Source organism: Hoyosella sp. YIM 151337 (genome assembly GCF_026041215.1).
GTDB lineage: Bacteria > Actinomycetota > Actinomycetes > Mycobacteriales > Mycobacteriaceae > Hoyosella.
In genome coordinates, this window is sequence record NZ_JAPEIQ010000039.1 from 239,418 (window position 1) to 265,736 (window position 26,319).

The 26,319-nt window shown below is 62.8% G+C and carries 23 protein-coding genes; 12 read left to right on the top strand and 11 right to left on the bottom strand.

Translation table 11 applies throughout. The annotated features are described in order from the left end of the window. The first annotated feature begins 66 nt into the window (after positions 1–66). The 4 genes from ONR57_RS19260 to ONR57_RS19280 all read left to right on the top strand — a co-directional run bounded on the left by ONR57_RS19260 (position 67) and on the right by ONR57_RS19280 (position 5,986). Entirely contained in the window at positions 67–696 is a 630-nt protein-coding gene (locus ONR57_RS19260; RefSeq protein ID WP_265125211.1) for a TetR/AcrR family transcriptional regulator C-terminal domain-containing protein, read from the top strand. 1,406 nt (positions 697–2,102) lie between these two features. Then, positions 2,103–3,152 carry a glycosyltransferase gene (locus ONR57_RS19270; protein ID WP_265125213.1) on the top strand — a complete coding sequence of 350 codons (1,050 nt, stop codon included), beginning with the start codon at positions 2,103–2,105 and terminating at the stop codon, positions 3,150–3,152. A 137-nt stretch (positions 3,153–3,289) separates the two neighbouring features. Then, on the top strand, positions 3,290–4,678 hold the full coding sequence (locus ONR57_RS19275) for a DUF2252 domain-containing protein (protein ID WP_265125215.1): 1,389 nt from the start codon (positions 3,290–3,292) through the stop codon (positions 4,676–4,678). Between the two features lie 42 nt (positions 4,679–4,720). Then, complete coding sequence (locus tag ONR57_RS19280) at positions 4,721–5,986, top strand: erythromycin esterase family protein (protein WP_265125217.1); 1,266 nt, start codon at positions 4,721–4,723, stop codon at positions 5,984–5,986. On the opposite strand, the gene ONR57_RS19285 is transcribed toward ONR57_RS19280, so the two are convergent. From ONR57_RS19285 to ONR57_RS19295, 3 genes are read right to left on the bottom strand one after another with little or no spacing between them, the layout of a single operon-like run. Continuing rightward, on the bottom strand, positions 5,964–6,809 hold the full coding sequence (locus ONR57_RS19285; protein ID WP_265125219.1) for an SDR family oxidoreductase: 846 nt from the start codon (positions 6,807–6,809) through the stop codon (positions 5,964–5,966). The two genes, ONR57_RS19280 and ONR57_RS19285, sit on opposite strands and share 23 nt — an antisense overlap. Next, positions 6,806–8,281: an NAD(P)/FAD-dependent oxidoreductase gene (locus ONR57_RS19290; RefSeq protein WP_265125221.1), complete on the bottom strand. Its 1,476-nt coding sequence runs from the start codon at positions 8,279–8,281 to the stop codon at positions 6,806–6,808. The genes ONR57_RS19285 and ONR57_RS19290 overlap by 4 nt, the downstream gene beginning before the upstream one ends. After that, complete coding sequence (locus ONR57_RS19295; protein WP_265125222.1) at positions 8,278–9,213, bottom strand: patatin-like phospholipase family protein; 936 nt, start codon at positions 9,211–9,213, stop codon at positions 8,278–8,280. The genes ONR57_RS19290 and ONR57_RS19295 overlap by 4 nt, the downstream gene beginning before the upstream one ends. 158 nt (positions 9,214–9,371) lie before the next feature. On the opposite strand from ONR57_RS19295, the gene ONR57_RS19300 reads away from it, so the two are divergent. Both ONR57_RS19300 and ONR57_RS19305 read left to right on the top strand, forming a co-directional pair. Next, on the top strand, positions 9,372–10,583 hold the full coding sequence (locus ONR57_RS19300; RefSeq protein WP_265125224.1) for a DUF418 domain-containing protein: 1,212 nt from the start codon (positions 9,372–9,374) through the stop codon (positions 10,581–10,583). Positions 10,584–10,699: 116 nt separating this feature from the next. Continuing rightward, the gene (locus tag ONR57_RS19305) at positions 10,700–11,539 is read left to right on the top strand and encodes a type IV toxin-antitoxin system AbiEi family antitoxin domain-containing protein (RefSeq protein ID WP_265125226.1); all 840 of its coding nucleotides are present in this window, start codon (positions 10,700–10,702) and stop codon (positions 11,537–11,539) included. 44 nt (positions 11,540–11,583) lie between these two features. Here the strand turns inward: ONR57_RS19305 and ONR57_RS19310 are convergent, their stop codons facing one another. The 3 genes from ONR57_RS19310 to ONR57_RS19320 are packed head-to-tail and all read right to left on the bottom strand — an operon-like array spanning position 11,584 to position 14,185. Further along, positions 11,584–12,756 carry an acetyl-CoA C-acetyltransferase gene (locus ONR57_RS19310; protein WP_265125228.1) on the bottom strand — a complete coding sequence of 391 codons (1,173 nt, stop codon included), beginning with the start codon at positions 12,754–12,756 and terminating at the stop codon, positions 11,584–11,586. Further along, the gene (locus tag ONR57_RS19315) at positions 12,753–13,424 is read right to left on the bottom strand and encodes a CoA transferase subunit B (protein ID WP_265125511.1); all 672 of its coding nucleotides are present in this window, start codon (positions 13,422–13,424) and stop codon (positions 12,753–12,755) included. The genes ONR57_RS19310 and ONR57_RS19315 overlap by 4 nt, the downstream gene beginning before the upstream one ends. Then, positions 13,424–14,185, bottom strand: a complete 762-nt coding sequence (locus ONR57_RS19320) for a CoA transferase subunit A (RefSeq protein ID WP_265125230.1) — start codon at positions 14,183–14,185, stop codon at positions 13,424–13,426. The genes ONR57_RS19315 and ONR57_RS19320 overlap by 1 nt, the downstream gene beginning before the upstream one ends. A gap of 187 nt (positions 14,186–14,372) precedes the next feature. Here ONR57_RS19320 and ONR57_RS19325 point away from each other — a divergent pair, with 187 nt between their 5' ends. The 4 genes from ONR57_RS19325 (at position 14,373) to ONR57_RS19340 (ending at position 15,899) form a co-directional block, all read left to right on the top strand. Continuing rightward, the gene (locus tag ONR57_RS19325; RefSeq protein WP_265125232.1) at positions 14,373–15,143 is read left to right on the top strand and encodes an IclR family transcriptional regulator; all 771 of its coding nucleotides are present in this window, start codon (positions 14,373–14,375) and stop codon (positions 15,141–15,143) included. 112 nt (positions 15,144–15,255) lie between these two features. Further along, positions 15,256–15,390, top strand: coding sequence for a hypothetical protein (locus ONR57_RS19330; RefSeq protein WP_265125234.1), 135 nt, complete (start codon positions 15,256–15,258; stop codon positions 15,388–15,390). A 3-nt stretch (positions 15,391–15,393) separates the two neighbouring features. Continuing rightward, entirely contained in the window at positions 15,394–15,582 is a 189-nt protein-coding gene (locus ONR57_RS19335; RefSeq protein WP_265125236.1) for a hypothetical protein, read from the top strand. A 176-nt stretch (positions 15,583–15,758) separates the two neighbouring features. Continuing rightward, complete coding sequence (locus ONR57_RS19340) at positions 15,759–15,899, top strand: hypothetical protein (RefSeq protein WP_265125238.1); 141 nt, start codon at positions 15,759–15,761, stop codon at positions 15,897–15,899. A 20-nt stretch (positions 15,900–15,919) separates the two neighbouring features. Here ONR57_RS19340 and ONR57_RS19345 read toward each other — a convergent pair whose 3' ends face one another. The 3 genes from ONR57_RS19345 to gabT all read right to left on the bottom strand — a co-directional run bounded on the left by ONR57_RS19345 (position 15,920) and on the right by gabT (position 19,822). Continuing rightward, positions 15,920–16,753, bottom strand: a complete 834-nt coding sequence (locus tag ONR57_RS19345) for a CoA ester lyase (RefSeq protein ID WP_265125240.1) — start codon at positions 16,751–16,753, stop codon at positions 15,920–15,922. A 244-nt stretch (positions 16,754–16,997) separates the two neighbouring features. Then, positions 16,998–18,455, bottom strand: a complete 1,458-nt coding sequence (locus tag ONR57_RS19350) for an NAD-dependent succinate-semialdehyde dehydrogenase (RefSeq protein ID WP_265125242.1) — start codon at positions 18,453–18,455, stop codon at positions 16,998–17,000. A gap of 23 nt (positions 18,456–18,478) precedes the next feature. Beyond that, a complete protein-coding gene (gene gabT / locus ONR57_RS19355; protein WP_265125244.1) occupies positions 18,479–19,822 on the bottom strand; it encodes a 4-aminobutyrate--2-oxoglutarate transaminase in 1,344 nt (447 codons plus the stop codon). A gap of 196 nt (positions 19,823–20,018) precedes the next feature. Here gabT and ONR57_RS19360 point away from each other — a divergent pair, with 196 nt between their 5' ends. After that, on the top strand, positions 20,019–21,539 hold the full coding sequence (locus ONR57_RS19360; RefSeq protein ID WP_265125246.1) for a PucR family transcriptional regulator: 1,521 nt from the start codon (positions 20,019–20,021) through the stop codon (positions 21,537–21,539). Between the two features lie 2 nt (positions 21,540–21,541). Here ONR57_RS19360 and ONR57_RS19365 read toward each other — a convergent pair whose 3' ends face one another. Together ONR57_RS19365 and ONR57_RS19370 are read right to left on the bottom strand one after the other, a co-directional pair. Then, entirely contained in the window at positions 21,542–24,628 is a 3,087-nt protein-coding gene (locus ONR57_RS19365) for an NAD-glutamate dehydrogenase (RefSeq protein WP_265125248.1), read from the bottom strand. A gap of 137 nt (positions 24,629–24,765) precedes the next feature. Continuing rightward, the gene (locus tag ONR57_RS19370; RefSeq protein WP_265125249.1) at positions 24,766–25,143 is read right to left on the bottom strand and encodes a helix-turn-helix domain-containing protein; all 378 of its coding nucleotides are present in this window, start codon (positions 25,141–25,143) and stop codon (positions 24,766–24,768) included. 95 nt (positions 25,144–25,238) lie between these two features. Between ONR57_RS19370 and ONR57_RS19375 the strand changes: the two genes are divergently transcribed. Next, the gene (locus ONR57_RS19375) at positions 25,239–26,093 is read left to right on the top strand and encodes an SDR family oxidoreductase (RefSeq protein ID WP_265125251.1); all 855 of its coding nucleotides are present in this window, start codon (positions 25,239–25,241) and stop codon (positions 26,091–26,093) included. The last annotated feature ends 226 nt before the right edge of the window (positions 26,094–26,319 follow it).

Genomic DNA, 26,319 nt, shown 5'->3' on the forward strand with positions numbered 1-26,319 from the left:
GAATGTGATTCGTTAAGTATGGTGAAGACCATCACAAACGTCAAGGGTGAGTTTTGAGGAGAACGCATGGGCCGTCCGCCCCGTCGGCTGCTGACCGCTGACTGGATCGCTGATGAGGCGCTCAAGATGGTCGACGAGAGCGGTGACTTCACCATGCCTGGCATTGCCGGGCGGCTGAAGGTCCGTCCGTCGTCGCTCTACAACCATGTGAGTGGCCGCAGTGAGATCATCGAGCTGTTGCGCGCGCGGATGATGGCGCAAATCGACGTCGAGCAGGTGCGGGAACGGGCAGCCGAGTGGCCGGAACTCGTTCTCGGCATTGCGCGGGAATACCGGCGCAGCTACGCCCAGCATCCACGACTCATCCCGCTCCTTACCGCCACCACGGTGCAGACCGAGGTGGCGTTCGGCATGTACAACGCGCTCGCAGACGCATTCACAGATGCCGGCTTCGCGCCCGCGGAGGTGCTGCACGCGATCACCTCGGTGGACAGCTACGTACTGGGCTCCGCGCTTGATGTTGCTGCACCAGAAGAGGTCTGGGCTACCCCGCCAGAGGCTGGCGAGGCGATGCGGGCCGCCGTGTCAGCAGCTGGAACGATGATTGGCCGTGCTGACGCAGCATTTGAATTCGGGTTGCAGGCACTAGTGCGGGGGCTCGTAGTACTGGCGGAGCCGGTGGCCGCACCCGAATGAGCTGGCGAGCAACGATGCGATCACACGAAGCTAACAACTAGTAACTAACCCCGTGCGCACCCCCGCCGGAGTGGTGGCATAAGCCCCAAGAGTCCGAACGGTGTCAAGCAGATCGCCACACAGCGAGATGCTCGGCGCCTTGCCGTCACACCGGTGTGCGGTGGTTCACGTGGGAGCAGCGATGAAAAAGTTAGCCCGCAATGCAGTTCTCGTAGCGGCGTGCGCTGCCTCAGTGAGTGCCTTTACCGGGCTCACCAGCGTTGTGTTAACTACCGCTTCTAGCGGTTCACAACAGCCGTCCGTTGCTCCCGCGGTAAGTTCGGCATCAATCGATGCTGGATCCGGCAGCAGCGGTAGCAGCGGATCAGCAAGCGGTACGGGCTCTCACGGTCTGCCTGGCAGTTCAGGGTCCGCGGCCGGGTTTGGATCGCTGCTGGCGCTTGGCTCGCTCGGTCCCCACGGGTCTCTATGCCACACATGCAAGGCCGGTCCGACGGGGCCGACGGGACCGACCGGGCCGACGGGCGAGACAGGTCCGACAGGTCCGCAGGGCGAGACCGGGGATACTGGTCCAACGGGTGATGCGGGTCCGACGGGCGCGACGGGCCCGACTGGCGCCACGGGTGAAGCGGGTCCGACGGGCGCGACGGGGGATACGGGGCCCATTGGTCCGCAGGGCGAGACCGGTCCGACTGGTGCGACCGGTGAGGCGGGTCCGACCGGGGCGACGGGGGATACGGGGCCCGTTGGCCCGCAGGGTGAGACGGGTCCGACTGGTGCGCAGGGTGAGACGGGTCCGACCGGGGCGACGGGTCCTACTGGTGCGACCGGTGAGGCGGGTCCGACCGGGGCGACGGGGGATACGGGGCCCGTTGGCCCGCAGGGTGAGACGGGTCCGACTGGTGCGCAGGGTGAGACGGGTCCGACCGGGCCAACCGGTCCAACTGGCGCTACCGGGCCGATTGGTCCGCAGGGTACACCCGGCGCCACTGGTGCCACCGGTCCAACAGGCCCCACTGGCGCGACCGGCCCGACAGGACCAGCAGGCCCCGGCTCGGAGGTCTATTTCACCAGTACCGCTAGTGCAAGCCTGAGTTTATTGGGGCCAACGACCGTTGATACACCTCCATGCAACAGTGGTGATGTCGCCATTAACGGGGGACTCGATGTCGGCGGGTTGGTTGTCAGCGCACGAGACTCTCGGCCGCATCCCACTGATCCAACCCGGTGGCGGTTTACATTTGGCGCAGTGGCCTCGATTGGTTCTGTCACCGTCCAGACGGTGTGCTTCAACGCCGATGCACCGTAGTTGAATCGATCGAGCAGACACGCATTTGACCAAGCTGAGGTGGTACGGGTTGAAATCATCAGGTGACACAGGGAGCAGGCCCACTATCTGCCTCTGCATGATCGTGAAGAATGAAGCACGCGTTATCGAACGCTGCCTCCGATCGGTCATGGGCCTGATTGACACCTGGGTGATCTCAGATACGGGTTCGACTGACGGTACGCAAGAAATTGTCCGCCGCTGCCTTAGCGAGATACCGGGTGAGCTGCATCAGGACGAGTGGGTTGATTTCGGGCACAACCGGTCGCTGAACCTCCAGCATGCGGCTGGGAAAGCCGACTACCTGCTGCTTATCGATGCCGATATGGTTGTTCGGACGGTGGGAGAGTGGCCGACGCCGACTGCCGATAGCTACATGATTCGCCATGAGGGTGATCTCTTGTACCGCAATCGCCGCCTCGTGAGTGGGCGAATCGCGTGGCGTTACGAGGGCGTCACCCACGAGTTCATCACATCTGATAATCCTGCTAGCGTCGAGAACCTCGATGCCATCGTCGTCGAACATTTTGCTGACGGCGGTTCCCGCTCCGATAAGTTCGAACGGGACGCGCGCCTTTTGGCGGAGGATTTGCAGCGCCACCCGGCCAATGCGCGCAGCGTGTTTTACCTCGCGCAGACGATGCGGGATATGGGTGATATACCCGAGGCGGTGCGCCTCTACAGGCAGCGAGCCGCAATGGGTGGTTGGGGCGAAGAAGTCTATTACTCGCTTCTACAGGTGGGCCTCCTCGAGGACCAGCTAGGGAATTGGCCCGCAGCTATGGATGCGTTCGTGCAGGCGATGGAATGCCGACCGTCGCGGCTCGAGGCGTGCTACGAGCTTGTTTCCCGGTTGCGCACAAGGGGACATCACCACACGGCTCATACCCTCGTGAAGGCAGCACTGGAGCGGCCCATGCCTGACGATGTGCTGTTCGTGCACCCCTCGGTTTACCGCTGGGGTTTGCTTTTCGAGTATTCGATTGTGGCGTACTGGGTGGGTGATGCAGAGGGCTCGCTGCGCGCCTGTGACACTCTGCTCGCGATGGACGATCTCCCGTCAGCGATCCGTGAACGGACGCGTCTCAACCGCAAGTTCCCTGCTGACAAATTGGCGATGGTGAATTGACTGTTGTCGAGTTCCGGGCCCCAGCAGCAATCGTCACAACACCGATGGTGCGGAAACCCGCGCCGTAAGATCGGACCTAATGTGTCGCAGCGTGCTGGGGCAAGTAATTCGTCCTCGGCTGGAAGCTTGGAGGCGAAATGAGTTCTGTGCTTTCGAACGGCGAAGTTCGCGTTCGTGCGACAAACCGAGTCGATGCGGACGCCGAGGCAGGAAAGTCCGCGCGCAAACGTGCGCCCCGTAAGAGCTCAGGAAACTGGGATCCGTCCCGACGGACCGCGCCCGCTCTCGATCGTTTGCGCGCTCAGGAAGCTGTCCGAGATCATTCGCTGCTGCCGATCCGATATGCACGGATGGCGTCATCGTCGTGGGCATACTTGCGGGGTGCGGCGGCAGTGATGGCCGCTGACCTCGCCACCAGCGAGCATTCCGGATTGACCGTGCAGATGTGCGGGGACGCTCATATCCTCAACTTCGGGTTGTGGGCCTCTCCAGAACGGCGATTGCTGTTCGATGCGAGGGATTTCGATGAGACGCTGGAAGGCCCGTTCGAATGGGATCTGAAACGGCTCGCCACCAGTATCTTTGTCCTAGCAGACACCGAAGGAGTGTCTACGTCGGTCGCCGCCGAAAGCGCTCGAGCTGCGATGCGCACCTATCGCGACAGCATGCGGCGGTACGCAAAATCCGGCGAGTTAGAGGTCTGGTACGACAGCATCACGGCACAGGAAACCCTGCGACGCTTGTCGACGGCGGACGCTGAGTGGCACGAGAGCAACATTCTCAAGAGAAGTGAGAAGCGCTCCCAGGCTGGGGCCACAAGGCAGCTCACCGAGGTCGTTGACGGTCGGCGGAAGATCACCGAAGCTCCTCCTAAACGACGGCACTTCACGTTGGGGGAGAGCGAAGAGATCAGCGTCTACAACCAGGTTTTCGATACGTATCTCGACTCGATCACGCCGTATCTGCGGCGGCTGGTCGGCAGGTTCACCCGGGTTGACAGTGTGCAGCAGGTGGTCGGTGTCGGCAGCGTTGGTATGCGGGTCTACTTGCATCTCATGGAGGGCGACAGCGGTCGTGAGCCAGTGATGTTCCAGGTCAAGCAGGCGGCGGCCTCAGTGTATGAGGAGTTTCTCGGCCCCAGTCCTTTTGGCAATCACGGACAGCGAGTGACGGTCGGTCAGCGCCTGATGCAGTCAGCTAGTGACATCTTCCTCGGCTACGTTCGGGTAGATGGGCTTGACTACTACGTTAGGCAGTTCCGAGATATGAAAGTGATTCCGAGTGGCCGCGAAATAGCGGGCATCCTGCCGGAGTTTTCCGCCATATGTGGGCGCGCGTTAGCTAAGTCGCATGCCCGAAGCGGTGATCCAGCGGCAATCGCAGGCTACCTGGGCAAGGGCGATGCCTTCGTTGACTCAATGATTTCGTTCGGCACGGCCTATGCGGCCCAGACTGTTGCTGATCACGCTGAACTCGTCGACGCGATCGGTGCTGGTGTGGTGCCCACCACCGATACCCCTTGGTAGATAGCTCCCGTCGTTCCACTGGGTCGGCGTTACAGTGGGGGCGTGGCTGCTGATGTTCCGCCGCAGTATCTGTGGACGCTCACCGATGAGCCAGGCGATCCGCACCCATTGCGTGCCTTTCTCCGTTCATTGCCGCGACCCCCGCGGTTACTCGCCTTCGGCGAGTGCATGCATGAGGAGGAAGCGCTGCCGCAGCTGCGCAATCAGTTCTTCAGGTATTTGGCCGAGTTCGAAGGTTACCGCTCGGTTGCTCTCGAAACTCATTGCATCGCAGATAACCTCGTCAACAACTTCGTGGTGCGAGGAGTGGGAAGTCTGGACATGGTGATGCGCGATGGGTTCAGTCATGGGTTCGGTGACTCCCCGGCGAATCGGCAGCTGGTGGAATGGATGCGCGCGTACAACAGCGAGCGTGACGAGTCAGAGTGCTTGCGGTTCTACGGATTCGACGCACCCGTGGAGATGACGGGCGGGGAAAGCCCACGAGTGATCATCACCGCACTGTTTTCCTTGCTGGAAGAGCACGTGAACCCTGAACTGATGCCATGCCGCAAGCAGGTGATCGACACGCTCGTCGGCGACGACGAGCGATGGGCGAACGCCGAAGCTGCCTTCGAGCCGTCCCTGTCGGTTGGCACTTCGACAGACGCGATGCGACTGCGTTTGCTTATCGATGATCTGACCGCGTTGCTGTATTCCGAATCGCCCCATTTAGTGTCGCGATTGACTGAGGAAGACTGGTGGCGGGCCCGGTTGTACGCGCGAACAGCGGCCGGCTTGATGCGGTATCACGCTGCGGTGGCAGATGATTCGGATCAGCGGGTGCCGCGACTGCTTGGCTTGCGTGATGAATTGATGGCCAGCAACCTCGCCGCGATTGCCGAGCGGGAGCGGCCGCGCGGTCCCACTTTGGTCTTCGCGCACAATCGTCACCTCCAGAAGTACAAGAGCCATTGGGTATTCAACGGCCAGGACATCGAATGGTGGAGTGCTGGCGCGATTGTCGACGTGCAACTGGGCGAGGAGTACGCGTTCCTCGCGTCAGCACTCGGGGTAGCAAAACACCACGAGATTAACGAACCGGCACCTAAGACGTTCGAAGCTTTCCTTTCCGAAGCACTGCCGGGGCATGTGACGATCTGCGCTGCAGACAGTTTAGTCAGGGCGTTCACAGAGACGGGTCACACACCCAAGCTGCGGGCTGAAACGTCCTCAAATCTCAGCTATTTTTCGCTTGATCCGCGCTACCTGGACAGAACTGAGGGTGTCGTGTTTCTCAAGGAAGTCAAGGCTGGTCGGCTTTGGTGATCTGCGCGATCCGCCGCTCGTAGTCGCCGCGTGTCTCGTGGTTCACTCCCGTCAGCGCGCGACGGCCGCCCACGGCCTTTCGGACCAGCGACATCACTCGTTCTGGAATGAGCGCCAACGCCACACCCGCCGGATTGAGGTAACGCGGGACCGCGATCTCCGCCTGGCGGGTAGCGCACGTTCTGAGGATCGCTGCCGCGACATCCTCGGGATTAACAGTGGGCAGCACACCGCCCAGTTGCACCCCGGACGACAGGTCAGTGCGGACAGCCGAGGGCAGCACGCTTGATACGCTCACACCTTGGTCAGCAAATTCCAGCCGGGCCGAAGCTGAGAGCCCCACTGCTGCGAATTTGCTTGCGTTGTAAGCGACCATGCCGTGGATCGGAATTTTGCCTGCCAGTGACGTCACGTTGACGATGTGGCCCTGCCCGCGTTCCGTCATTTGTCGGCCGAAGACCCGCATTCCGTGCATCACTCCGCGGACGTTGATCTCCATGATTGCGTCGATCGTGTCGTCTGACTCGTGGAGAAACGCCCCGAGCGGCATGATTCCGGCATTGTTGACGAGAATGTCAACGGGCCCACACTCCGCTTCGACGCGCTCCCACGCAGTGCGTGTCCTGACGTCCAGTTCGAATGCGGTTGCGTCCGGACCGATTTCGTTCGCAACTGCGGCTGCGGCTGCCGCGTCGAGATCGGTGACAATAACGCGTGCACCGTGTTCCGCGAACAAGTGCGCGGCAGCGCGGCCTATGCCCCGGCCGGCGCCCGTCACGAGCACAGTTGACAATGGCAGAGTAAGGGGTCGGTAGGGGGTCATCGCTGCGCCTCCGTGGTTGCGTGGTTGTGTCGCCGAAACGCGGCAGGATCAAAGGTGGCGAGGCGGGTGAGCATCCGGCGGGTTGACCACGGCCAGCTGAAACTGTTGCGGCCGTTCGCATCCAGGTAGTAGCTATGGCAGCCGCCCGCGTTGTACACCGTGCTGCCGAGAGCCTCTTGAACCTCCGCATTGAATGCGTGCTGTACCTCGTCACGCGGCGCCATCGGTGCCCACTTGTTTTCACGAAGATAGGTCACAGCCTGGCGCAGGTACCCGAGCTGCGCCTCCAGAATCATGAACGCAGACGTGTGCCCTGTTCCGAGAGACGGGCCGAGGAGGACGAACGCGTTCGGGAAACCCGCTATCGCGGTGCCCAAGTAGGCTTGCGGGCTGCCTTTCCAGTGGTCGTCAAGGCTGCGTCCGTCACCGTCGAATACCCGTGATCCGACTGGCATGTCCAGAATGTGAAAGCCGGTGCCGAAAATGATGGCGTCAACTTCTCGCTCCTGCCCATTGGCGCCGATCACAATGTTGCCGCGAATCTCGCGCACGGCGTTTCCGTGTACTTCGACGTTAGGCTGGGTGAGGGCAGGGTAGTAAGTGTTGGACATCAGCAGGCGCTTGCATCCGAGGATGTAGTCCGGGGTGAGGATGGTGCGCAGCTTTCTGTCTCGGACTTGCCGGTACAGGTGAGCGCGCCCTGTTTGCTGAATCACTCTGAGGAGCCACGGATTCCGGAAGCCGACACCCAGGCTTTCAAGGATCGCGTATTCGGCCTGTCGCAGCGCTCCATAAAGGCCGGGGATCCTCCGCATAGCCCATGTTTCCGCGGCGGGCATTGCGTGGTCCGGTTTGGGGAGCACCCACTGTGCGGTCCGTTGATACACGTGCAGTTGCGCGACTTCCGGCTGGATCTCGGGCACGAACTGCACTGCTGATGCACCCGTGCCGACGACGGCTACACGTTTGCCAGCCAGGTCATAGCTGTGGTTCCAGCGTGACGAGTGGAAAACCTCGCCGCTGAAGGTGTCGAGTCCGGGGATCTCTGGGATGAGGGGTTCGTTCCACGGACCCGGCGCGGCGGCGAGTACGCGGGCGCTAAAGCTGCCACGTGTGGTGTCAATTTCCCATCGACGTAGCGAAGAATTCCACTGTGCCCGAACAACTTCAGTGCGAAAATGCACCTTTCTCTGCACGTTGTGCTCGGCTGCCGTGCGCTCGATGTAGTCGCGGATCTCTGGCTGCCCGGCGAACACCCGCGACCACTCGGGGTTGGGTGCGAACGAGTAGGAATACAGCCTCGACGGCACGTCGCAGGCACACCCGGGGTAGGTGTTGTCCCGCCAGGTGCCGCCCAGAGCGTCACCTTTCTCCAGGATCACATAATCGTCGATGCCTGCTTCGCTGAGCGTGATGGCGGCGCCGATTCCGGAGATCCCGGCGCCGACAATGGCAACGTCATGATGTGTCATGCGAGTACACCGGCCTTACTGTCGATCTGGGTGCGGGTCGAGCGGAGGGCGTGCTCGAAAGTGGCGAGACGCCTGCGCCCGTCCATGAAATTCGCGCCCATCACTATGAGATCGGCGGGAGTTGCGTCGAGTCGCAGCACCCGTATTCCGCGGCTTTCCGCGAGCGCCACCTCGCGGTCGAGGCCCTCACTCATCTGGTTGCGCAAGCGTCGTTCCGCAATGTGCGCCCCGCGGCCCGGGATTTTTCCTGTTGACGCCATCGGCGCGATAACCACGAGTTCTTGCACGCCACTGTCGAGAGCGAGATCGACTGATGCGGTGGAGACGGCGCCTCCGTCGAGATAGTCCCGGCCGGAGATCCGCACCGGCGGGAACCAGCCAGGGATTGCCCACGACGCGCACAGAGCGTCGCTCAGGGGCGCTTGCGGTGCGTGCGGAGAACCGAAAGCGACCCGTGCACCTGTGCTCACATCTGTCGCGACAAGCCACGTCGCGGGATGATTAACCCACTCGCATCCCTCGGTCAGCCTGTTTGTGAGTTTTTTCAGCCAGGACGCGTCTCCACGTCCGCGAGGCAGCAGGCCAGCCGGTCGCGCTAGGCCGCTGCCGCGCAGCACGAGTGGCAACGCCGGAAAAGCAGGGGCAGGCAGCGGCGGGAAGCGGCCTGGTGCGGCAGCGAGGTGGTGGGCAAGTGCGGGGTGTGCAGACGTGCCAAGTTGCATGGCGACGAGCTCATCGACGTCAACACCGCTGCCGAGCATAGTCACGAGCTCTGCGCCGGCGGAGGTGCCCATGAGCAGCTGTGCATCCCGGGGATCCCAATCGAGCACGTCACGCACTGCCACGAGTGCGGCGACTGTCCAGGCGGCACCGAGAGTGCCACCGCAGCCGATTATCAGGCCGCGACGCTGCGACCGTTCAGATACCGTCATAATTCGGAGACTATCGGTATCTGGAGGAGAACGAAAGTCCTACTTTTGGACGTCTCCTTCGTGCCCGCGCGCTGGATATACTTCGGGCCGAATGGAACACCCCGTGACTAATTAGTCCCCGGGGTATACCCGGCAGGCTTGCAGTTACGGAGGAAACGATGTCGCGTCACCTTGCCAGGGGGCCGGTAGGTGCCAGGGAGCGCGCCCTCGCGCCTGACCTGGCGCGTGGCTTTATGCTCCTGCTGATTGTGATCGCAAACACTCCCTGGTACCTGTGGGGCCGGGCGGGGGAACGTGTGTCTGCGCATCCGCCGTCGGAGTCGTTCATTGACCAACTGACGCAGGGGTTGATCATCACCACGATCGACCTGCGCGTCTACCCCATGTTCGCGTTCCTCTTCGGCTACGGCATCGTCCAGCTTTACCTCCGCCAACAAGCCGCGGGAACCGACGAACGCACCGCACGTAACCTCCTTCAGCGCCGCAACTTCTGGCTGCTGATATTCGGTTTCGTCCACGCCGCCCTATTGTGGTTCGGCGATATTCTCGGTGCCTACGGTCTAGCCGGTCTGCTGCTCGTGTGGCTGTTCCTGCGGCGTCGTGACGGCACACTGCTCGTGTGGAGCGCGATCGGAGCGGGGGTGCTTGTTGCCCTCACACTGCTCACGTTTGCGGCGGTGTCGGCCACCCCTGAGGGCGAAGCCGAGGAGGCATTCAACCTCTATGGCGTCATCGAAGCCGCCAATGGCGAGCCGAACTACCTCGCGTCGATGATCACCCGAATCTCGTTCTGGGCGTTCCTCATCGTCTTTCAGGGGCTACTCACTCTCGCGGTCCCGATCGCAATCCTGCTCGGTATCTGGGCTGCTCGGCGACGCATCCTCGAAGAGCCCGGCGCGCATCTGCCGCTGCTTCGCAGGGTCGCGGTAATCGGAATCGGCACCGCATGGATCGGTGGCGGCGTAACTGCGCTCGCGAAGCTCGGCGTATGGGATGTGCCCGAGGGGGCCGTCCAGGCTTTCGAGCTAGTACAGGTCACAACGGGGCTCGCTGGCGGTGTGGGATACGTCGCGCTCTTCGGCCTTGTCGGTCACCGGTTGCAGGGCCGGACTCTCGGCACCTTCGGCGCCGCGGTCAACGCGCTCGGCAAACGGTCACTTTCCGGCTACCTCGCGCAGTCGATCCTGTGTGCGCCCATCCTGGCGGCTTGGGGATTCGGCCTTGGTCAGCACATGGGCAGCGCGAACCTGTTCCTCTACGCAGTCGCAGTCTGGGTTCTCACAGTTATCGGTGCGTACATGCTCGAAAAGCGGAACCAGCGCGGTCCGGCTGAAGTCGTGTTGCGGCGGCTTACCTACGGCAAGCAGTGACTGTGTCAATCTGCCTCCGCTTTCCGGAGGCAGATTGACACACCGCGTGTCGGCGGAACCAACGGGCACCGGGCGCGTCTAACTCCGGTGTGATCCCTCGACGAGTACACGCGATTATGGCCAGCCAGGACGGCGTAATCGCTTATGGGCAAGCGCTCGAAGCTGGCATGACGTCTCAGGCTGTGACGCGCCGGGTGCGTTCAGGTGAGTGGCGGCGTTTGTGCCGAAGTGTCTACCTGCGTGCTGACCGGACAATCACACCGGCGGTGCAGTTGCGCGCGGCGGTCTTCACGGCCGGGACGTCGGCGCTTGCGCACGGCGTGAGTGCAGCATGGTGGTACGGGCTGATCGATCGCGCGCCAAAGCGGCATACAGTGACGGTCCCCAGAGTGCGCCGGGTGCGCGCGAGGGACTTCGACCTGCGCCGGCGGGACTTGTGCGCTGCTGACGTGTGCACGGTGCGCCGCCTCCGGCTCACCTGTATTCCGCTCACGGTTCTCGAAACCGCTGTCGCGCTGCCCAACGGTTCGGTGTTTCTGGACCGGGCGCTCCAGAAGCACACGTCGCTGCAGATTCTGTGGTCCATCCACGAACGCAATCGCGGGCGGGCCACCGCCAAAGCTGCGGAGAAACTGTTGCACGCCGCCGGTGAGGGAGGCGCTTCCGAGGCGGAGCGAATCTTGCACCGGCTGCTTCGTGCCGCGGGGCTGACGGGGTGGCGCACCCATGTCCCGAGTTGCGGCTTTGAAATCGATGTCGCGTTCGTTCGTGAGCGCGTTGCAATCGAGGTCGACGGCTGGGCCTGGCATCGGGACGCAGACCGATTCGCACACGACATGAAGCGACAGAACATTCTCGTCAACGACGGCTGGCGGGTCCTGAGGTTCAGTTGGCACCACCTCGTTCACGAACCAGACCGCGTGCTGCGCGAGATCCTCGCTGCCCTAGGGCGCTAGTGTCAATCTGCCTCCGCTTTCCGGAGGCAGATTGACACAGTGTCCTATGGGACCTTGATGATCAGCGCATCGCCCTGGCCGCCTCCGCCGCACAGGCCAGCCGCGCCCACCCCGCCGCCGCGGCGCTGAAGCTCCAGCGCCAGGTGCAGAACAATGCGTGCGCCGGACATCCCAAGCGGGTGGCCCATCGCAATCGCGCCGCCGTTAACGTTCACTTTCTCAGCGTCTGCCCCCAGTTCGCGGGTGGAGGCGATACCCACCGCGGCGAAGGCTTCGTTGATTTCGATGAGGTCCAGCGACTGTGGATCGAGGCCTTCGCGCGCACAGGCCTTCGCGATCGCCCGGGCAGGTTGTGATTGCAAGGTGGAATCCGGCCCTGCGACCACGCCGTGGGCGCCGACCTCGGCGATCCAATTGAGTCCTAGCTCTTCGGCTTTCGCTTTGCTCATCACGACGACTGCCGCAGCGCCATCGGAGATCTGCGAGGCAGAGCCAGCCGTGATCGTGCCGTCCTTGGCGAATGCGGGACGCAGGCGGCCCAGCGAGTCGGCGGTGGTGTCGGGACGGACGCCTTCGTCGGTACGGAAGACCGTGGTCTCGCCTTTGCGGCCCCGCATCGTGACCGGCACGACTTCGTCGTCGAACAGGCCGTCTTTCCAGGCGCGTGCGGCGCGCTGATGGGACGCTGCTGCGTACGAGTCCTGTTCTGCCCGTGTGATATCTGTGTTTGCCGATTCAGTGAGAGCACCCATCGCCTGGTCGGTGAAAACGTCGTGCAGGCCGTCGTATGCCATGTGGTCGCGCAGCGTCACGTCACCGTATTTGAACCCGCTGCGGCTCTTCTCGAGCATATGCGGTGCCTGGCTCATGGATTCCTGGCCGCCTGCTACAACAATCTCGAACTCTCCGGCCCGGATGAGCTGATCGGCCAGGGCGATAGCGTTCAGTCCCGAGAGGCAGACCTTGTTGATCGTCAGGGCGGGAACCGACATGGGGACACCTGCGGCGTTCGCGGCCTGCCGGGCGGGGATTTGCCCGGCGCCCGCAGTCAGTACCTGGCCCATGATGACGTATTCGACGGCTTCCGGTGCGACACCAGCTCTGTCCAAAGCGCCTTTGATCGCGATGCCGCCCAGATCGGCGCCGGAGAAGTCCTTAAGCGAGCCGAGCAGTCGCCCCATGGGGGTACGGGCACCGGCAACGATCACAGAACTCATGCTGCGACCTCCTGCTCCGTGAAGTTCACCTGCAGTGTTGCGCCCGTGGCGGCGCGCACCTCGTCAACGGAGACCCCGGGAGCGAGTTCGCGCAGCACGAGCGCCGAACCGTCGGCGACATCGATGACCGCGAGGTTTGTGATGATGCGGTTGACGACTCCCTGTCCGGTGAGCGGCAGTGTGCAGACGTCGACGATCTTCGGGTTGCCAGCGCGATCGGTGTGCTCCATAACCACAATGACGCGGTTCGCGCCGTGGACGAGGTCCATCGCGCCACCCATGCCTTTGACCATCTTGCCGGGCACCATCCAGTTGGCAAGGTCGCCGGTACGGGACACCTGCATGCCGCCCAGGATGGCGGTGTCGATGTGGCTGCCGCGGATCATCCCGAACGATGCGGCCGAGTCGAAGAAGGCAGCTCCGGGGTTGACGGTAACCGTCTCCTTGCCAGCGTTGATGAGGTCGGCATCAAGCTCGTCCTCGGTGGGGTAAGGCCCGGTGCCGAGGATGCCGTTTTCCGAGTGCAGGGTCACCCGGACGTCAGGGCTGAGGTAGCCGGGAATGAGTGTCGGCAGTCCAATACCGAGGTTGACGTACTCGCCATCGACGAGTTCCTTCGCTGCGCGCTCGGCCATCTGGTGCCGGTTCCAGCCTTGTGTTTCTGCCATCATGCCGCTCCTGCTGTGCGAACTGTACGCTTTTCGATTCGTTTGTCCTGCGCGCCCGTCTCGACGAGGCGCTGCACAAAAACACCAGGGAGATGAATCTGGCCGGGGTCAATTTCGCCGGCGTCGACGAGTTCTTCGACCTGCGCGATCGTGATCTTGCCCGCCATCGCGGCGAGAGGATTGAAGTTCATCGCGGTTTTCTCAAAGATGAGGTTGCCGGCGGTGTCGCCCTTAATTGCGTGGACGAGGGCGAAGTCGGCGCTGATGCCGCGCTCCATCACAAACCGTTTGCCCTCAAAGACTCGAATCTCCTTGGGGGGTGACGCCACGGCGATCTTTCCCTCAGCGTCGTAACGCCACGGCAGCCCGCCGTCCGCGACGGGTGTTCCAACACCCGCTGGGGTGAAGAATGCCGGAATGCCCGTGCCGCCGGCCCGCATGCGTTCCGCGAGCGTGCCTTGCGGTGTGAGTTCCACCTCGAGTTCACCGGAGAGGTATTGCCGCGCGAACTCTTTGTTCTCGCCGACGTACGACGCGGTGACCCGGCGAACGCGGCCCTCGTTCAGCAGCAGGCCGAGACCGTGGTCGTCGACACCACAGTTGTTAGAGAAGACCTCGAGGTTGTCGACGCCTGAGTCGACGAGCGCCTGGATGAGTGCATCAGGTATGCCGCAGAGCCCGAATCCGCCGACAGCGAGTGACGCCCCGCTGGTGATGTCAGCGACCGCGGCCGCAGGACTGCCGAACACGCGTGTTGCCATGGTAATCCTTCCTTGGAACCGTGCGATTCACTGCGATGTTCGTTCAATGAACGTCACAGCGGAATGTAGATACTGAAGCTCAATCCGTGCTAGACGGTCAATAGTCGCGAACAACACTGACCAAAACCGGTCGGAAGACGAACAGTGTTCCATCATGCGTTCACTGAATGGACGATAGAATAGGGCTATGGATTCGGAACCCAAAGCAGAGGTAGTCAGCCGGGCCAGTGCCCTGTTGCGCGCCCTGGCCGCAGGAAAGCAGGAAGGTTCCACCACGACGGATGCAGCCAGGCAGACTGGGTTGGCGCGACCCACAGCGCACCGGTTGCTCACGTCGCTCGCGCATGAAGGCCTCGTAGACCGTGACACCAGGACGGGCTTATGGTCGCTCGGCCCCGAGTTGTACCTGTTGGGCTCGGTCGCGGCGACACGCTACGACGTAACACCGAGAGCGCGGCCGGTGCTGCGCGAGATTGCCCGGGAGACGGGCGAGAGCGCGTTCCTCTCCGCGCGGCGCGGTGACGAAACGGTGTGCCTGGCGAGTGAGGAGGGCAGCTTCCCGCTGCGCTCACACGTCTTGCATGTCGGCCTGCGTATGCCGCTAGGTGTCGCGTCCGCTGGCATCGTCATCCTCGCCCACTTGTCAGACCGCGAGATAGCGGAATACCTGACACGGGCAAACCTCGCTCCAGAATGGGGGCAGCAGCACAGTGCCCACCTGATCCGGGAACGGCTCGAAGCGACCCGGCTCGAGGGGTACTCAGTGAATCCGGGGCTGCTGGTTGAAGGCAGTTGGGGAATGGGAGCCGCGGTATTCGACCAGCAGGGCACCCCGGCATGGGCGTTGAGCATCACTGGGGTCGAGAGCCGATTTCGTGAAGAGCGCCGCGAGGCACTCGGAAAGCTGCTGCTCGACCAGGCGCACCGACTGTCGCAGACGATAAGTGCGCGGCGGTGAGGGCGCCCGCGCCCAACTACGTGCGGGTTACGTACGGAGCCGCGCCGGAGTAGACACCACAAGTAAGGTTGTTTTGCCGGGACTATTCAGGTTCCCAACCGAAGGACGGTTAATGTCCGACAAGTCGCCACGTCAAACGATGACGAAAAAGTCCGGAAAGTCTCTCAAGGAAAAGCGTGCGGAGAAGCGCGCGAAATCGGCTTCTCACGGCCCCACTGAGCCCAACGCGGCGCTCAAGCGGCGCTAATCCATGGATACCAACTGGGCTAGCGACAGATCTGAATCCTCGATTATCGGCCGGCTCGATCCCGGTACGTACGCGAAAGCGCAGCGCGTCGTTGCTTCGCACAGCGACGGTTCTGAAGACTGCGCAGCTTTGCTCGCGATGCTGGGCATCGGCCAGCACCTGGCCGTTATCGATGGCGGGCGTTCGGCGTAACACGGCAGGTCATTGCGAATGTCCCTGTGGGGCGCGCGGCGCTGCCCAAGAAGTTGAACCGGGCATGCCGTACGGTGGTGGATAACGGCCGAGCGTTGGCCGTTATCCTCCAGGCCTGAATCCGAGCTGGCAGCTCATGAATTCTCCCGGGCCCGGCAACACAAGGAGCACTACCTGTGAATGACTACCCGAAGTTTCTGGCAGCGCCAGCTGCGCCCGTCTCAGACCCTGAGCCGCGTGGTGACGAGGATGCTGCCAAAGCACCCGCCGCGGAACGGCTGCACGACTACACCGGACTCTTTTCTAACGCTAAATAGGTAGCGAAGTACGGCGCAACCTATGAAAACGCGGCAGCCAGCCTGCGGATCTTAAGGGCCCGCTCGAGTTGCGGCCGCTCGCTGCCGTACTTGACGTTGGTTCCCTCTTCACCGAGCTTTGCGATTGTGTCCTCTGCCCACGCGACGTCGGCAGCTGAGGGTGTGAGTTCGTCATTGATGAGCCGGGCATGCTTCTCCGATAAACACAATTTGCCCGTCATGCCGGCTGCGACGCCGATGTTGATGCCGTCGCGGTACTCGCGTACGCGGTCGGTCAACGTCGGTCCATCGATCGGCGCGTGAATTCGCTCGGCCCGGCTTGCGACCACGAGGCGTGAACGAGCATAGGCAAGCGAAACCGGATCAGCTGCTGCACCAATATCTTTGCGGAAATCGCCTGTTCCGAAAGCGAGCCGCACAACTCCAGGCGCACTCGCGATGCCGCGGGCCTCCTCGAGACCGAGTGCGCTCTCCACAAGTGCGACAATCGGGGTCCCGGCGGGAAGGCGCTCGGCAGTCGCTGCGATTTGGTCGCGGTGCTCCGATTTTGCCAGCATCACACCGGCAACGTCGCGCGCGGCTGCCAGCATGTCGAGGTCATGGCTCCAATGGCTCGTGCTGACATCGTTGATGCGAACCCAGGCGGAATGCCCTTGATCCAGCCAGCGCCACACGTTCTCCCGCGCATAGTGCTTTTCCTGTTCAGCCACACTGTCCTCGAGGTCGAGGACAACCACGTCGGCACAGCTAGTCTCGGCCGCAACGATGTCGCTGTAGATTGCCGGGCCCCGCAACATCCACGACCGGGCAACCGACGTTTCCACGGAGTGTGGCGACAAGGTGGGTGTTGACATGCTGAAAGCTCCTCACGATGCGGTAGTGCTGTCTGCACGGGTGACGCGCTGAAGACACGGCCGACGGCTGTCCGCAGCGCTGGAACACGCAGTGCGATTACGCGGCCGGCAGTGGCAGCGAAAGAAAGTCAGCGGGAAAGTGTTCGCCGACGGCCTCGTCGGCTTGTCCCGGTATCGAGGATAGTGATCTGCACCCCGGCGAAGTGTGCTCAAGGGCGCAGATCACACGCGTTTCACATCACAGTCACTGGGTGAACGCGACGTATTTTGTGCTCAGGTACTCCTCAACGCCCTCGGTGCCGCCTTCGCTTCCCAAGCCGGACGCCTTGACTCCGCCGAACGGCGCAGCGGGATCGGAGATCACGCCGCGATTCACTCCGACCATGCCCGCCTGCAACGCGCGTGCGACGCGGAAGGCCCGGTCCAGGTTCTGGGTGTAGAAGTACGATGCCAGCCCGTATTCTGTGTTGTTGGCGAGCGCAATCGCCTCTTCTTCGGTGTCGAAGCCGTAGATGGGAGCCACGGGGCCGAATATTTCTTCCCGTGTGATTCGCGCCGAGTCCGGAACATCTGTGAGAACTGTTGGCGCAAAGAAGAATCCGGGCCCATCGATGGGTGCCCCGCCCGTTTCCACTCTGGCTCCCGCGGCGACCGCGTCGGCAACGAGATCAGCAACGGCGTCGCGCTGTTTCGCGTTGATCAGCGGTCCGATATCGGTACTCGTCTCATAGCCAGGACCCACCTTCATCGCCGCGATACGCGCGGTCAGCCGGGCGGTGAATTCCGCACGCACGCTGTTGTGCACGAAAAGGCGGTTCGCTGCGGTGCAGGCTTCGCCGCCGTTGCGCATTTTCGCTGCCATCGCACCGTCGACTGCGGCATCGAGGTCGGCGTCGTCGAAGACGATGAACGGCGCGTTCCCGCCGAGCTCCATGGAGGTGCGCTGAACATGGGCCGCGGACTGACCGATAAGCACACTCCCTACCCGGGTGGAACCGGTGAACGTCACTTTGCGCAAACGCTGATCGCTGATCAATTCCCCGCTGAGCGCCGCTGAGCGGGACGTGGGCAGCACGGAGAGCACACCGGCAGGCAGACCTGCGTCCGCAAGAACCTGCGCGAGCAGCAACATGGTCAGCGGAGTGTCTTCGGAAGGCTTGACGATCATCGTGCATCCTGCGGCGAGTGCTGGCCCAATCTTTCGGGTACCCATGGCGAGTGGGAAGTTCCAGGGCGTAATCGCAAGACAAGGCCCGACAGGTTCCTTAGTGACGAGGATGCGGCCGGTGCCGTTTGGCGCGTCAGTGTAGCGGCCCTGAATGCGCACCGCTTCCTCGCTGAACCAGCGCAGAAACTCCGCACCATAATTCAGCTCGCCGCGGCTTTCGCCGAGCGCTTTGCCCATCTCCAGGGTCATGAGGAGAGCGAAGTCCTCCGTACGCTCGATGAGAATCTCCCAGGCGCGGTGCAGAATCTCAGAGCGCGCGCGAGGCGGAGTGGCCGCCCATTCAGCTTGTGCTGCGTGGGCAGAATCAAGTGCACGCAGGGCGTCTTTCGGGGCCGCGTCGGCGACTTCCGCAAGGACTGCACCGGTCGCAGGGTTGTACACGGGGAAGCTGCCGCCCTCGAGCGCAGTGGTCGATGTGCCGTCGATCCACAGCCCAGTGGGGACGGTGGCGAGGAAGTTGTTGATGTCGCTCACGAAATGGTCCTTTGTCAGAAGATTCAGATGAGGGAACGGAGCGCTGCTTCAAGCACGTCGAGGCCGTCGCTAAGCAGTTCGTCACTGATCACCAATGGCGGCAGGAGCCGGATCACGTTTCCGTAGGAGCCACAGGTCAACAGAATGACTCCCTCTTCGAGTGCTTTCGCTGCAACCGCTTTGGCGAGCGCGGCGTCCGGTTCGGTGGTGCCCGGCGTCACGAACTCGACGGCAATCATCGCGCCGCGCCCACGGACGTCACCGATTGCCGAGACGTCATGCTGGAGCGCACGCAGGCGGGAAAGCGCGGTGTCACCGATCGATGTAGCCCGGCCGGGCAGGTCATAGGCACGCATTGCCTCGATGGCCCCGAGTGCGCCCGCGCACGCGATGGGGTTGCCACCGTAAGTACCACCGAGTCCGCCAGGATGAACTTGGTCGAGCAGGTCAGCGCGACCAGTGATCGCTGACAGCGGCAGTCCGCCGGCGATGCCTTTAGCCATGGTGATGATGTCGGGCACGACTTCTTCGTCGTTGCTGGCGAACCATTGACCGGTGCGCGCGAAACCGGTTTGCACCTCGTCGGCGATGAAAACCACTCCGTTTGCCTTTGCCCAGTCGACGAGGGTGGGGAGGAAGCCTTTCGCCGGAACGATGAAGCCGCCTTCCCCTTGGATCGGTTCGATGATGATGGCGGCGAGTTCATCGGCGCCGATCTGAACCTCGATCTGACTGATGACTCGCTTCGCCGCTGTCACGCCGTCGAGGCCGTCACGGAAGGGGTAAGAGCCTGGCATGCGGTAGATCTCGGGCGCGAAAGGGCCCATGTGCTTCTTGTAGGGCAACGACTTGGCGGTCAGCGCCATCGTGAGATTGGTGCGTCCGTGGTACGCGTGGTCGAAGGCAACCACCGCATTCTTCCCGGTTGCGAGGCGAGCGACTTTCACAGCATTCTCGACCGCCTCCGCGCCGGAGTTGAAGAGCACCGTGCGCTTGTCATGGTCGCCGGGGGTAAGCGCCGCGAGTTCCTCGGCAACTCGTACGTAGCCCTCGTACGGCGTCACCATGAAACAGGTGTGCGTAAAGTGCCCCGCCTGCTCACGGACAGCGTCGACGACGTGCGGGTCAGACGCTCCGACGCTGGTGACGGCGATTCCGGAGCCCAGATCGATGAGTGAGTTGCCGTCAACGTCGACGATGACGCCGCCATCGGCGTCCGCGGCGAATACGGGTACCGCGGAGCCCACACCGGCGGCGACAGCAGACCGCCGCCGCGCGGTCAGTGCCTGTGATTTGGGGCCAGGCAGTTCGGTGACAAGCGCACGCTTCTGCGGGAGGCGATATGCGGGAGCTGGCGAGACTGACATGTGGTTTCCTTTTCCGTCAGGCCGGTCGGCAGGGCCAGGGGAGCAGCGCCTGGCGGACACCCGGCGTCGGTGTCGTCATCAATGCACTCAGTGTGGGTGCGTTCACACCACCACGTCCCCTTACAGAATGTCGTTATGGATGAGAAGCGCCGTGCCATAATGTCTATTTCGTTGCTGTGTGGTTCGAAGGAGCGCCATGGGTGTGCCAGTCAAATGGGTGCTGCAGCAACCCGACCTCGCGCTCGAACTCCGCGGTGGTGCGGCAGGTGTGGACAGATCCATATCGCTCGTGCTGACGACCGAACTGGAGGATCCGTTCCGCTGGCTTTCCGGTGGCGAACTCGTGCTGACAACGGGGATCACGCTGCCACTGAGCGTCGCCGACCGCGCGGAATTCGTCCACCAGCTGCGTGACAAAGATGTGGCTGCACTAGGATTCGGCACCGGGCTCTCACACCCACAGATCCCAGCAGGGCTGACTGATGCGGCTGACGAAGCGGGGCTTCCGCTGTTTGAGGTACCGCTGCCGACCCCGTTCGCCGCGATCCACAAAAAGGTGATGACGCGGATCGCTGAACTTCAGTACGACTCGGTACTGCGCGCTTCTCGGGCACAGCCACGCATGACCCGCGCCGCCGTGCAGGGCGGCATCACGGCGACGTTGCGTGAGCTCGCCGCTGCGGTCGGCGGGACGGCGCTATTCCTCGATCCGTCTGGGCGCCTTTCGGACTCACAACCGCGCGCCGCCGCACGAGATGCGGTAGAGGAAGTAAGCCGCCTGGTTCATTCGGGAAAAGCAACAAGTCGCGTGTCTGTGCTCGCCAGTGGCGCATCGGTAGCGGTTCAGACGATCGCGGTGGGGAGCAGCATCCACGGGTACCTCGCGGTGGTGAGTCCCGTTCCGCTTGGCAATGTCGAGCAAATTTTGCTGGGTCATGCGAATTCGCTGCTCGCCCTGGATTTCGAAAAGCCCGTGCGGCTGCGCGCAGCGCAGAACACCCTGAACAGCACCGCACTGGGCTTGCTCCTCACGGGGCACGCCGATAAAGAAGCCGCCCGCGTCCATGTGCGTGGTGCTGCCGACTCGCACGGGCACGTGCGGGCATTCACAATCACGTCCGCCGACGAGAATGTCATCGAATCAGCAGCAGCAGCTGTCGACAAGCAGCTCACAGAGCAGGGCCGACCCGTCTACACACATCGCTCGAAGGGTCAGTTGCTTGTGGCCCTGCGCGGCACCGACACTGCCGAGTTCGCGCAATCGCTGCTGCAGCCGCTGCGGTCTGAAGAGCGCAAAGCCACACGCTGCGGTCTCAGTTCGGAGGTCCCGGCAGATCGGCTGAGCGATGCGTCCAGCACCGCGGCCCTCGCCGCCTCCGCGGCTGAGTACGGCGGTACTCCACTAGAATTCGCGCAGCTCACCGGCCAGGCACTCCTCACGTTCCCACAGACCCGGGAGGTCCTCGCCGCGCTGGCGGATACGCTCATCCGGCCGCTCGCGGAGCACGACGCGCAGCAGGGCACGGAACTGCTGCCGTCCTTGCGGGCTTTCCTTGAAGCGAACGGGCACTGGGAATCCGCTGCCGCCACACTCGGGGTGCACCGGCACACGTTGCGCAACCGGATCGCGCGCACCGAAGCGATACTGCGATGCGATCTCAGTGTCGCCCGGGTGCGCGCGGAGTTGCTTCTCGGCTTGATAGTCAGGCAGTCATGACGTCACCCAAACGCGGCTGTTAGCACGCATAGTCGTGCGGGTGTCACGCGGCCAGTTGACCGTACTTCCTTCACGAGTTCTCCGATTCGCTCACATTCGCGTGAACCGGCGAGCCATTTCGCCACTGCTGCTTGCGCATTCACAGCGGAGGGATCGGGGCGAGACTGTTCCATGATGCGGCGGACCGTGTCATGCCACCGATCGTGCAGTGCCGCAGTGAGGATTGTCGCTGCAAGCGCGTCCCAGTGATCGGTTTCGGGAGTGGCAGCTGCAGTGAGTTCCTCCGTCAGCCAATCGAAACCGAGGGCGCGGCCTAGTTCGGTGAACGCTTGTGCGACAACGCCCACGCGGCAGCCGGTTTGCCGGGCAGCCTCGGCGAACGCCAGCGCGTGTGAAAGTGTGCGCAGTGTGGTCAGGTCGGGCGCCAGCAGGCCGCGCAGCTGCGGCAATTCACCCTTTAGCTCCGAAACGTGCGGTGCGAACTCGGCCACCAGCTTGCTGGCGGGCACCCCTCGTTTGTGCCGCAATAGCCACGACGTCTCGGCTTCGATCAATGTTTGCACCGCATTGAGCAAGGTCATGCGCGTATGCGGTGGGATTTCGGCATCCACGAAGGCCGCCCAAAGCTCGTCGATGCCGAAGACTTCGCGCACCACCCAGTACGCCACGGCGATCTGGCCACTTGTGACGCCGAACTGTTCCTCCAGCCGGCGCACGAAGCCCGGTCCCACCCGATTGATGAGTTCGCTTGTGACGGTGACGGATTTTATGTCACGAGCGAGTTGATGGTCGGTGATTTCACGAGACGCGGCAGCGCGAACGGCCGGCGGGAAGTAGTCGACTACTGTATTGGCGAAAATGGGGTCATCGAGTTCAACGGAAGCCGCGAGTTCGCGCCGGACTAGATTCTTCGACTGTGCCAGCAGGATCGCAATCTCGGGCCGAACTAGTCCGGTGCCCGCAAGCTGCCGTGCACGGAACTCAGCTTCGGTGGGCAGCCCCTCGCTTTCGCGCGTGATTCCGGCAGCCGCCTCGAGATTTTCGATCAGCCGCTCGTGTTTGCTGATGAGGAATCGAGAATGCGCCTCGGCAAGACTGATCGCGAGGGTTTGACGGTCCGCATCTGCCAGAACGTCAGCCGCGACGTCACTTGTGGCTGCTGCGAGAATGCCGTCGCGTGCGTGTGTGCTGAGCGAACCCGCGGCAACGGCGGCGCCGAGTGCGATCTTGATATTCACTTCACGGTCGGACGTCGCGACTCCCGCCGCATTGTCGATGAAGTCGCCGTTGATTTTTCCGCCAGCCAGCGCGAATTCCACTCGGGCACGCTGGGTGAAGCCGAGATTGCCGCCCTCGCCCACGGCACGGCAGCGTAAGCGGGCGGCGTCGACCCGAACTGAGTCATTTGCAGGATCTGCTGCAGCGCTGTCTGTTTCGTCGCTGGCTTTGATATATGTCCCGATTCCGCCGTTCCACAGCAAATCCACTTCAGCGGTGAGCATCGCTTTGATGAGTTCGCTGGGCGACAGTTGGGTCGCCGACACACCGAGCCGCTGTTGCGCCTGCGGTGAGAGCGGGATTGTTTTGGCGTTGCGGGACCACACACCGCCGCCGTCGGAGATCAGTGACCGGCGGTAGTCATGCCAGCTGCTGCGTGGCAGCGCAGCTAGGCGCTGGCGCTCGGCGAAAGATGCTTCCGGGTCGGGGTCCGGATCGAGGAAGATGTGGCGGTGGTCGAACGCGCCGACCAGCCGGATGGCGCGCGACAGCAGCATGCCGTTGCCAAACACGTCGCCCGACATGTCCCCGATACCTATAACGGTGAACGGATCGCTGGCCGCATTGATACCGAGTTCGCTGAGATGACGATGCACCGAGCACCAGGCACCTCGCGCGGTGATGCCCATAGCCTTATGGTCGTACCCAGCGGATCCTCCGGACGCGAACGCGTCGCCGAGCCAGAACCCGCGGTCGACCGCGATGGCGTTCGCGACGTCAGAGAACGCGGCGGTGCCTTTGTCTGCTGCGACAACGAGATACGGGTCGTCGCCGTCGTATGTCACTGTGCGTGCTGGACGGACAGTGTTACCGCCGACCAGGTTGTCTGTCACATCCAGCAGTGCGCCAACGAACTCCTCGTAGGCGGCGCGGACCGTGTCGTGCGTTGTCTTCTTTCCGCGAACAACGAATGCTCCCTTCGCGCCTACGGGAACGATCGGGGAGTTCTTCACCACCTGCGTCTTCAACAGGCCCAGCACCTCGGTCCGGAAGTCGTCAGGCCGGTCGGACCAGCGCAAACCACCGCGCGCGATGAGTCCGCCCCGAACGTGACTGCCTTCAACCGAGGGGGAGTGGACAAAGATTTCCCGGAACGGCGTGACGGGCGACGCAAGCGACAATTTCGACGGGTCTATTTTGAAGGCAACCGCACGCGGCGCCGGAAGCTGGAACCAGTTTGTTCGCAGTGTCGCGTGCAGGAACGAATGCAGGGCCCGAAGCACTTGGTCTTCGTCAAGTGTCGAGGTGACGGCGACCGAAGCGTTGATGATCTCGCTGAGCGCCGACGGACTGAGTGAACTCGTTGCACCGCCCGGCTTACCTTGCCGGTCCGGATCGAAGCGGGCCTCAAACAGGGCAGTCCACGCGCGAAGGAAATCGGGATGACGTTTCAAGATTGCCACGATGCTGGACTCCGCGAGCATGAGACCGGCCTGGCGAAGGTAGCGGCAAGCCGCCCGCACCAGGATGATGTGTGTCCAGGCAATACGTGCGGAGCCAATCAACTGGGCATAGATATCCAGTTCGAAGCGGCCGCGTGCCGCGGCGGCGAGCGCATCCGCGAGGAGGGCAGCTGTTTCCTCCCCCCACTCGGGTTCAGTCGGGCAGAAGGTAAAACGGTGGCCGCCCCCAGCCTCTTCATGTTCGGCGACGCGCAATCCGACGTTCGCGAAGCTCTCGACAATGTCGGCAAGCGGCGGAACGCTATCGGGCCACGTGATGAGGGCAGTCGGGGTGCCGCCGCCGGAAACCGAGAGGGTGAACGCCGGTTCTGCCCGGTCCAAAGTTGCCAGGGTCGAAGTGTGGGTCATGGCTGGTCTGCTTTCTGGTGCGCCGGTTGCCTACAGTCTCGCCTGGTGAGACTGGCGCCACAGTCACCGGAATGGTGTGGCTACGTGTACCCAGTGCGCCAAAGTGGTACTTGCCGGCCTTTGGGATCGTCACCTGCTCACGACTGGGCGTCGTACGTCTGACGCGCGTCGAGCACCTTAGACAGATTCAGCTCCGACCAGCTCGCAAGCTCAGCCACGCGCCGCGCGGCTTCTAGTCCCAGCGGGGTAAGGGAGTACTCGACGCGCGGTGGTATCACTGGGTAGGCCTTGCGCAGCACGAGGCCATCGCGTTCGAGTGTCTGCAGCGTCTGCGCGAGCATCTTCTCGCTGACGCCGCCGATTCCCTTTCGGAGTTCGCTGAAACGCTGTGTGCCAGCCAGAAGAATTCCGAGAACCAGCACACCCCAGCGGCTCGTGATGTGTTCGAGGACGCTGCGTGACGGGCATCTCTGGTTGTACACATCCGCGTCTCTGACCACTTGTCTTACGTCCATGCCTGTAACTTACTTCAAAGTTGGTACTAACTTCTAGTTAGTTGTTCGGGTAGCTTGCGATGTGACTATCACACGTCTTGCGAAAGGGCTGGTTCATGAGCATCGTCGTCACAGGGGCAACCGGAAAACTCGGCACACTCGTCATAGCTGAGTTGCTTGAGAAGGTGCCATCGAGCGCCATCACGGCCGTGGCGCGAAGTGCAGAGAAAGCCGCGGCACTCACGGGCCGTGGTATCGAAGTGCGAACGGCAGATTACGGCGTGCCGGAGACGCTGGAAGCGGTGTTCAATGCAGGCGACACGGTCTTGCTGATTTCAGGAAGCGAAGTGGGACAACGTGTTCCACAGCACCGGGCAGTCATCGAAGCGGCCGTCAAGGCGGATGTGTCGCGGCTGGTGTACACAAGTGTTCTCGGCGGCCCGGCCGCAGACTTTCTGCTGGCAGAGGAGCACAAAGAGACCGAACAGATCCTCATCGAATCCGGGGTGCAATACACCCTGTTGCGCAACGGCTGGTACAGCGAAAATTACACCGAACAAATCCCCGCGCAGCTGCAGTTTGGTGTTGCGGGCAGCGCGGGTGCAGGGCGGCTCGGTACAGCCTCGCGCGCCGATTACGCAGCGGCTGCTGCGGTAGTGCTCACGACTGAGGGCCATGAGAACGTCGCGTACGAACTCAGCGGCGACACCTCATTCACGCTCACGGACTACGCGGCCGAGCTTGCGCGCCAGACAGGCACAGATGTCACGTATACCGACTTGCCGCCAGCGGCCTTCGAGGAGGTACTTGCGAACGCCGGTGTTCCGGCGCCGCTGGCGCACATCCTCGCTGATGTGGACATCGCCGTCAGTAAGGGTCTCCTGGAAGGTGGCAGCGGCGACCTGAGCCGCTTGATCGGGCGCCACACCACCCCGATTAGTGAGTCGATTGCGCTCGAGCTATCCCGTTAGCGCAGCGGGCAACAGTTGCCGTATCATCGCAGCCAACAGCACCGATCCGGCCATCACCGGGGAGCTTCCGGAAGAACAGCACGCGCCTAGTAGAACCGGACGGGTGGGCCCGTTACCGCCTGCAGTTGAGTGGCGGCCTCTTTCACCGAAGCCGCAAGCGGGGTGGTACCGCGGCTTTTGTCGTCCCCGTGCCGCAGCGAACAATGACGCAGCACGAGGAGTACTG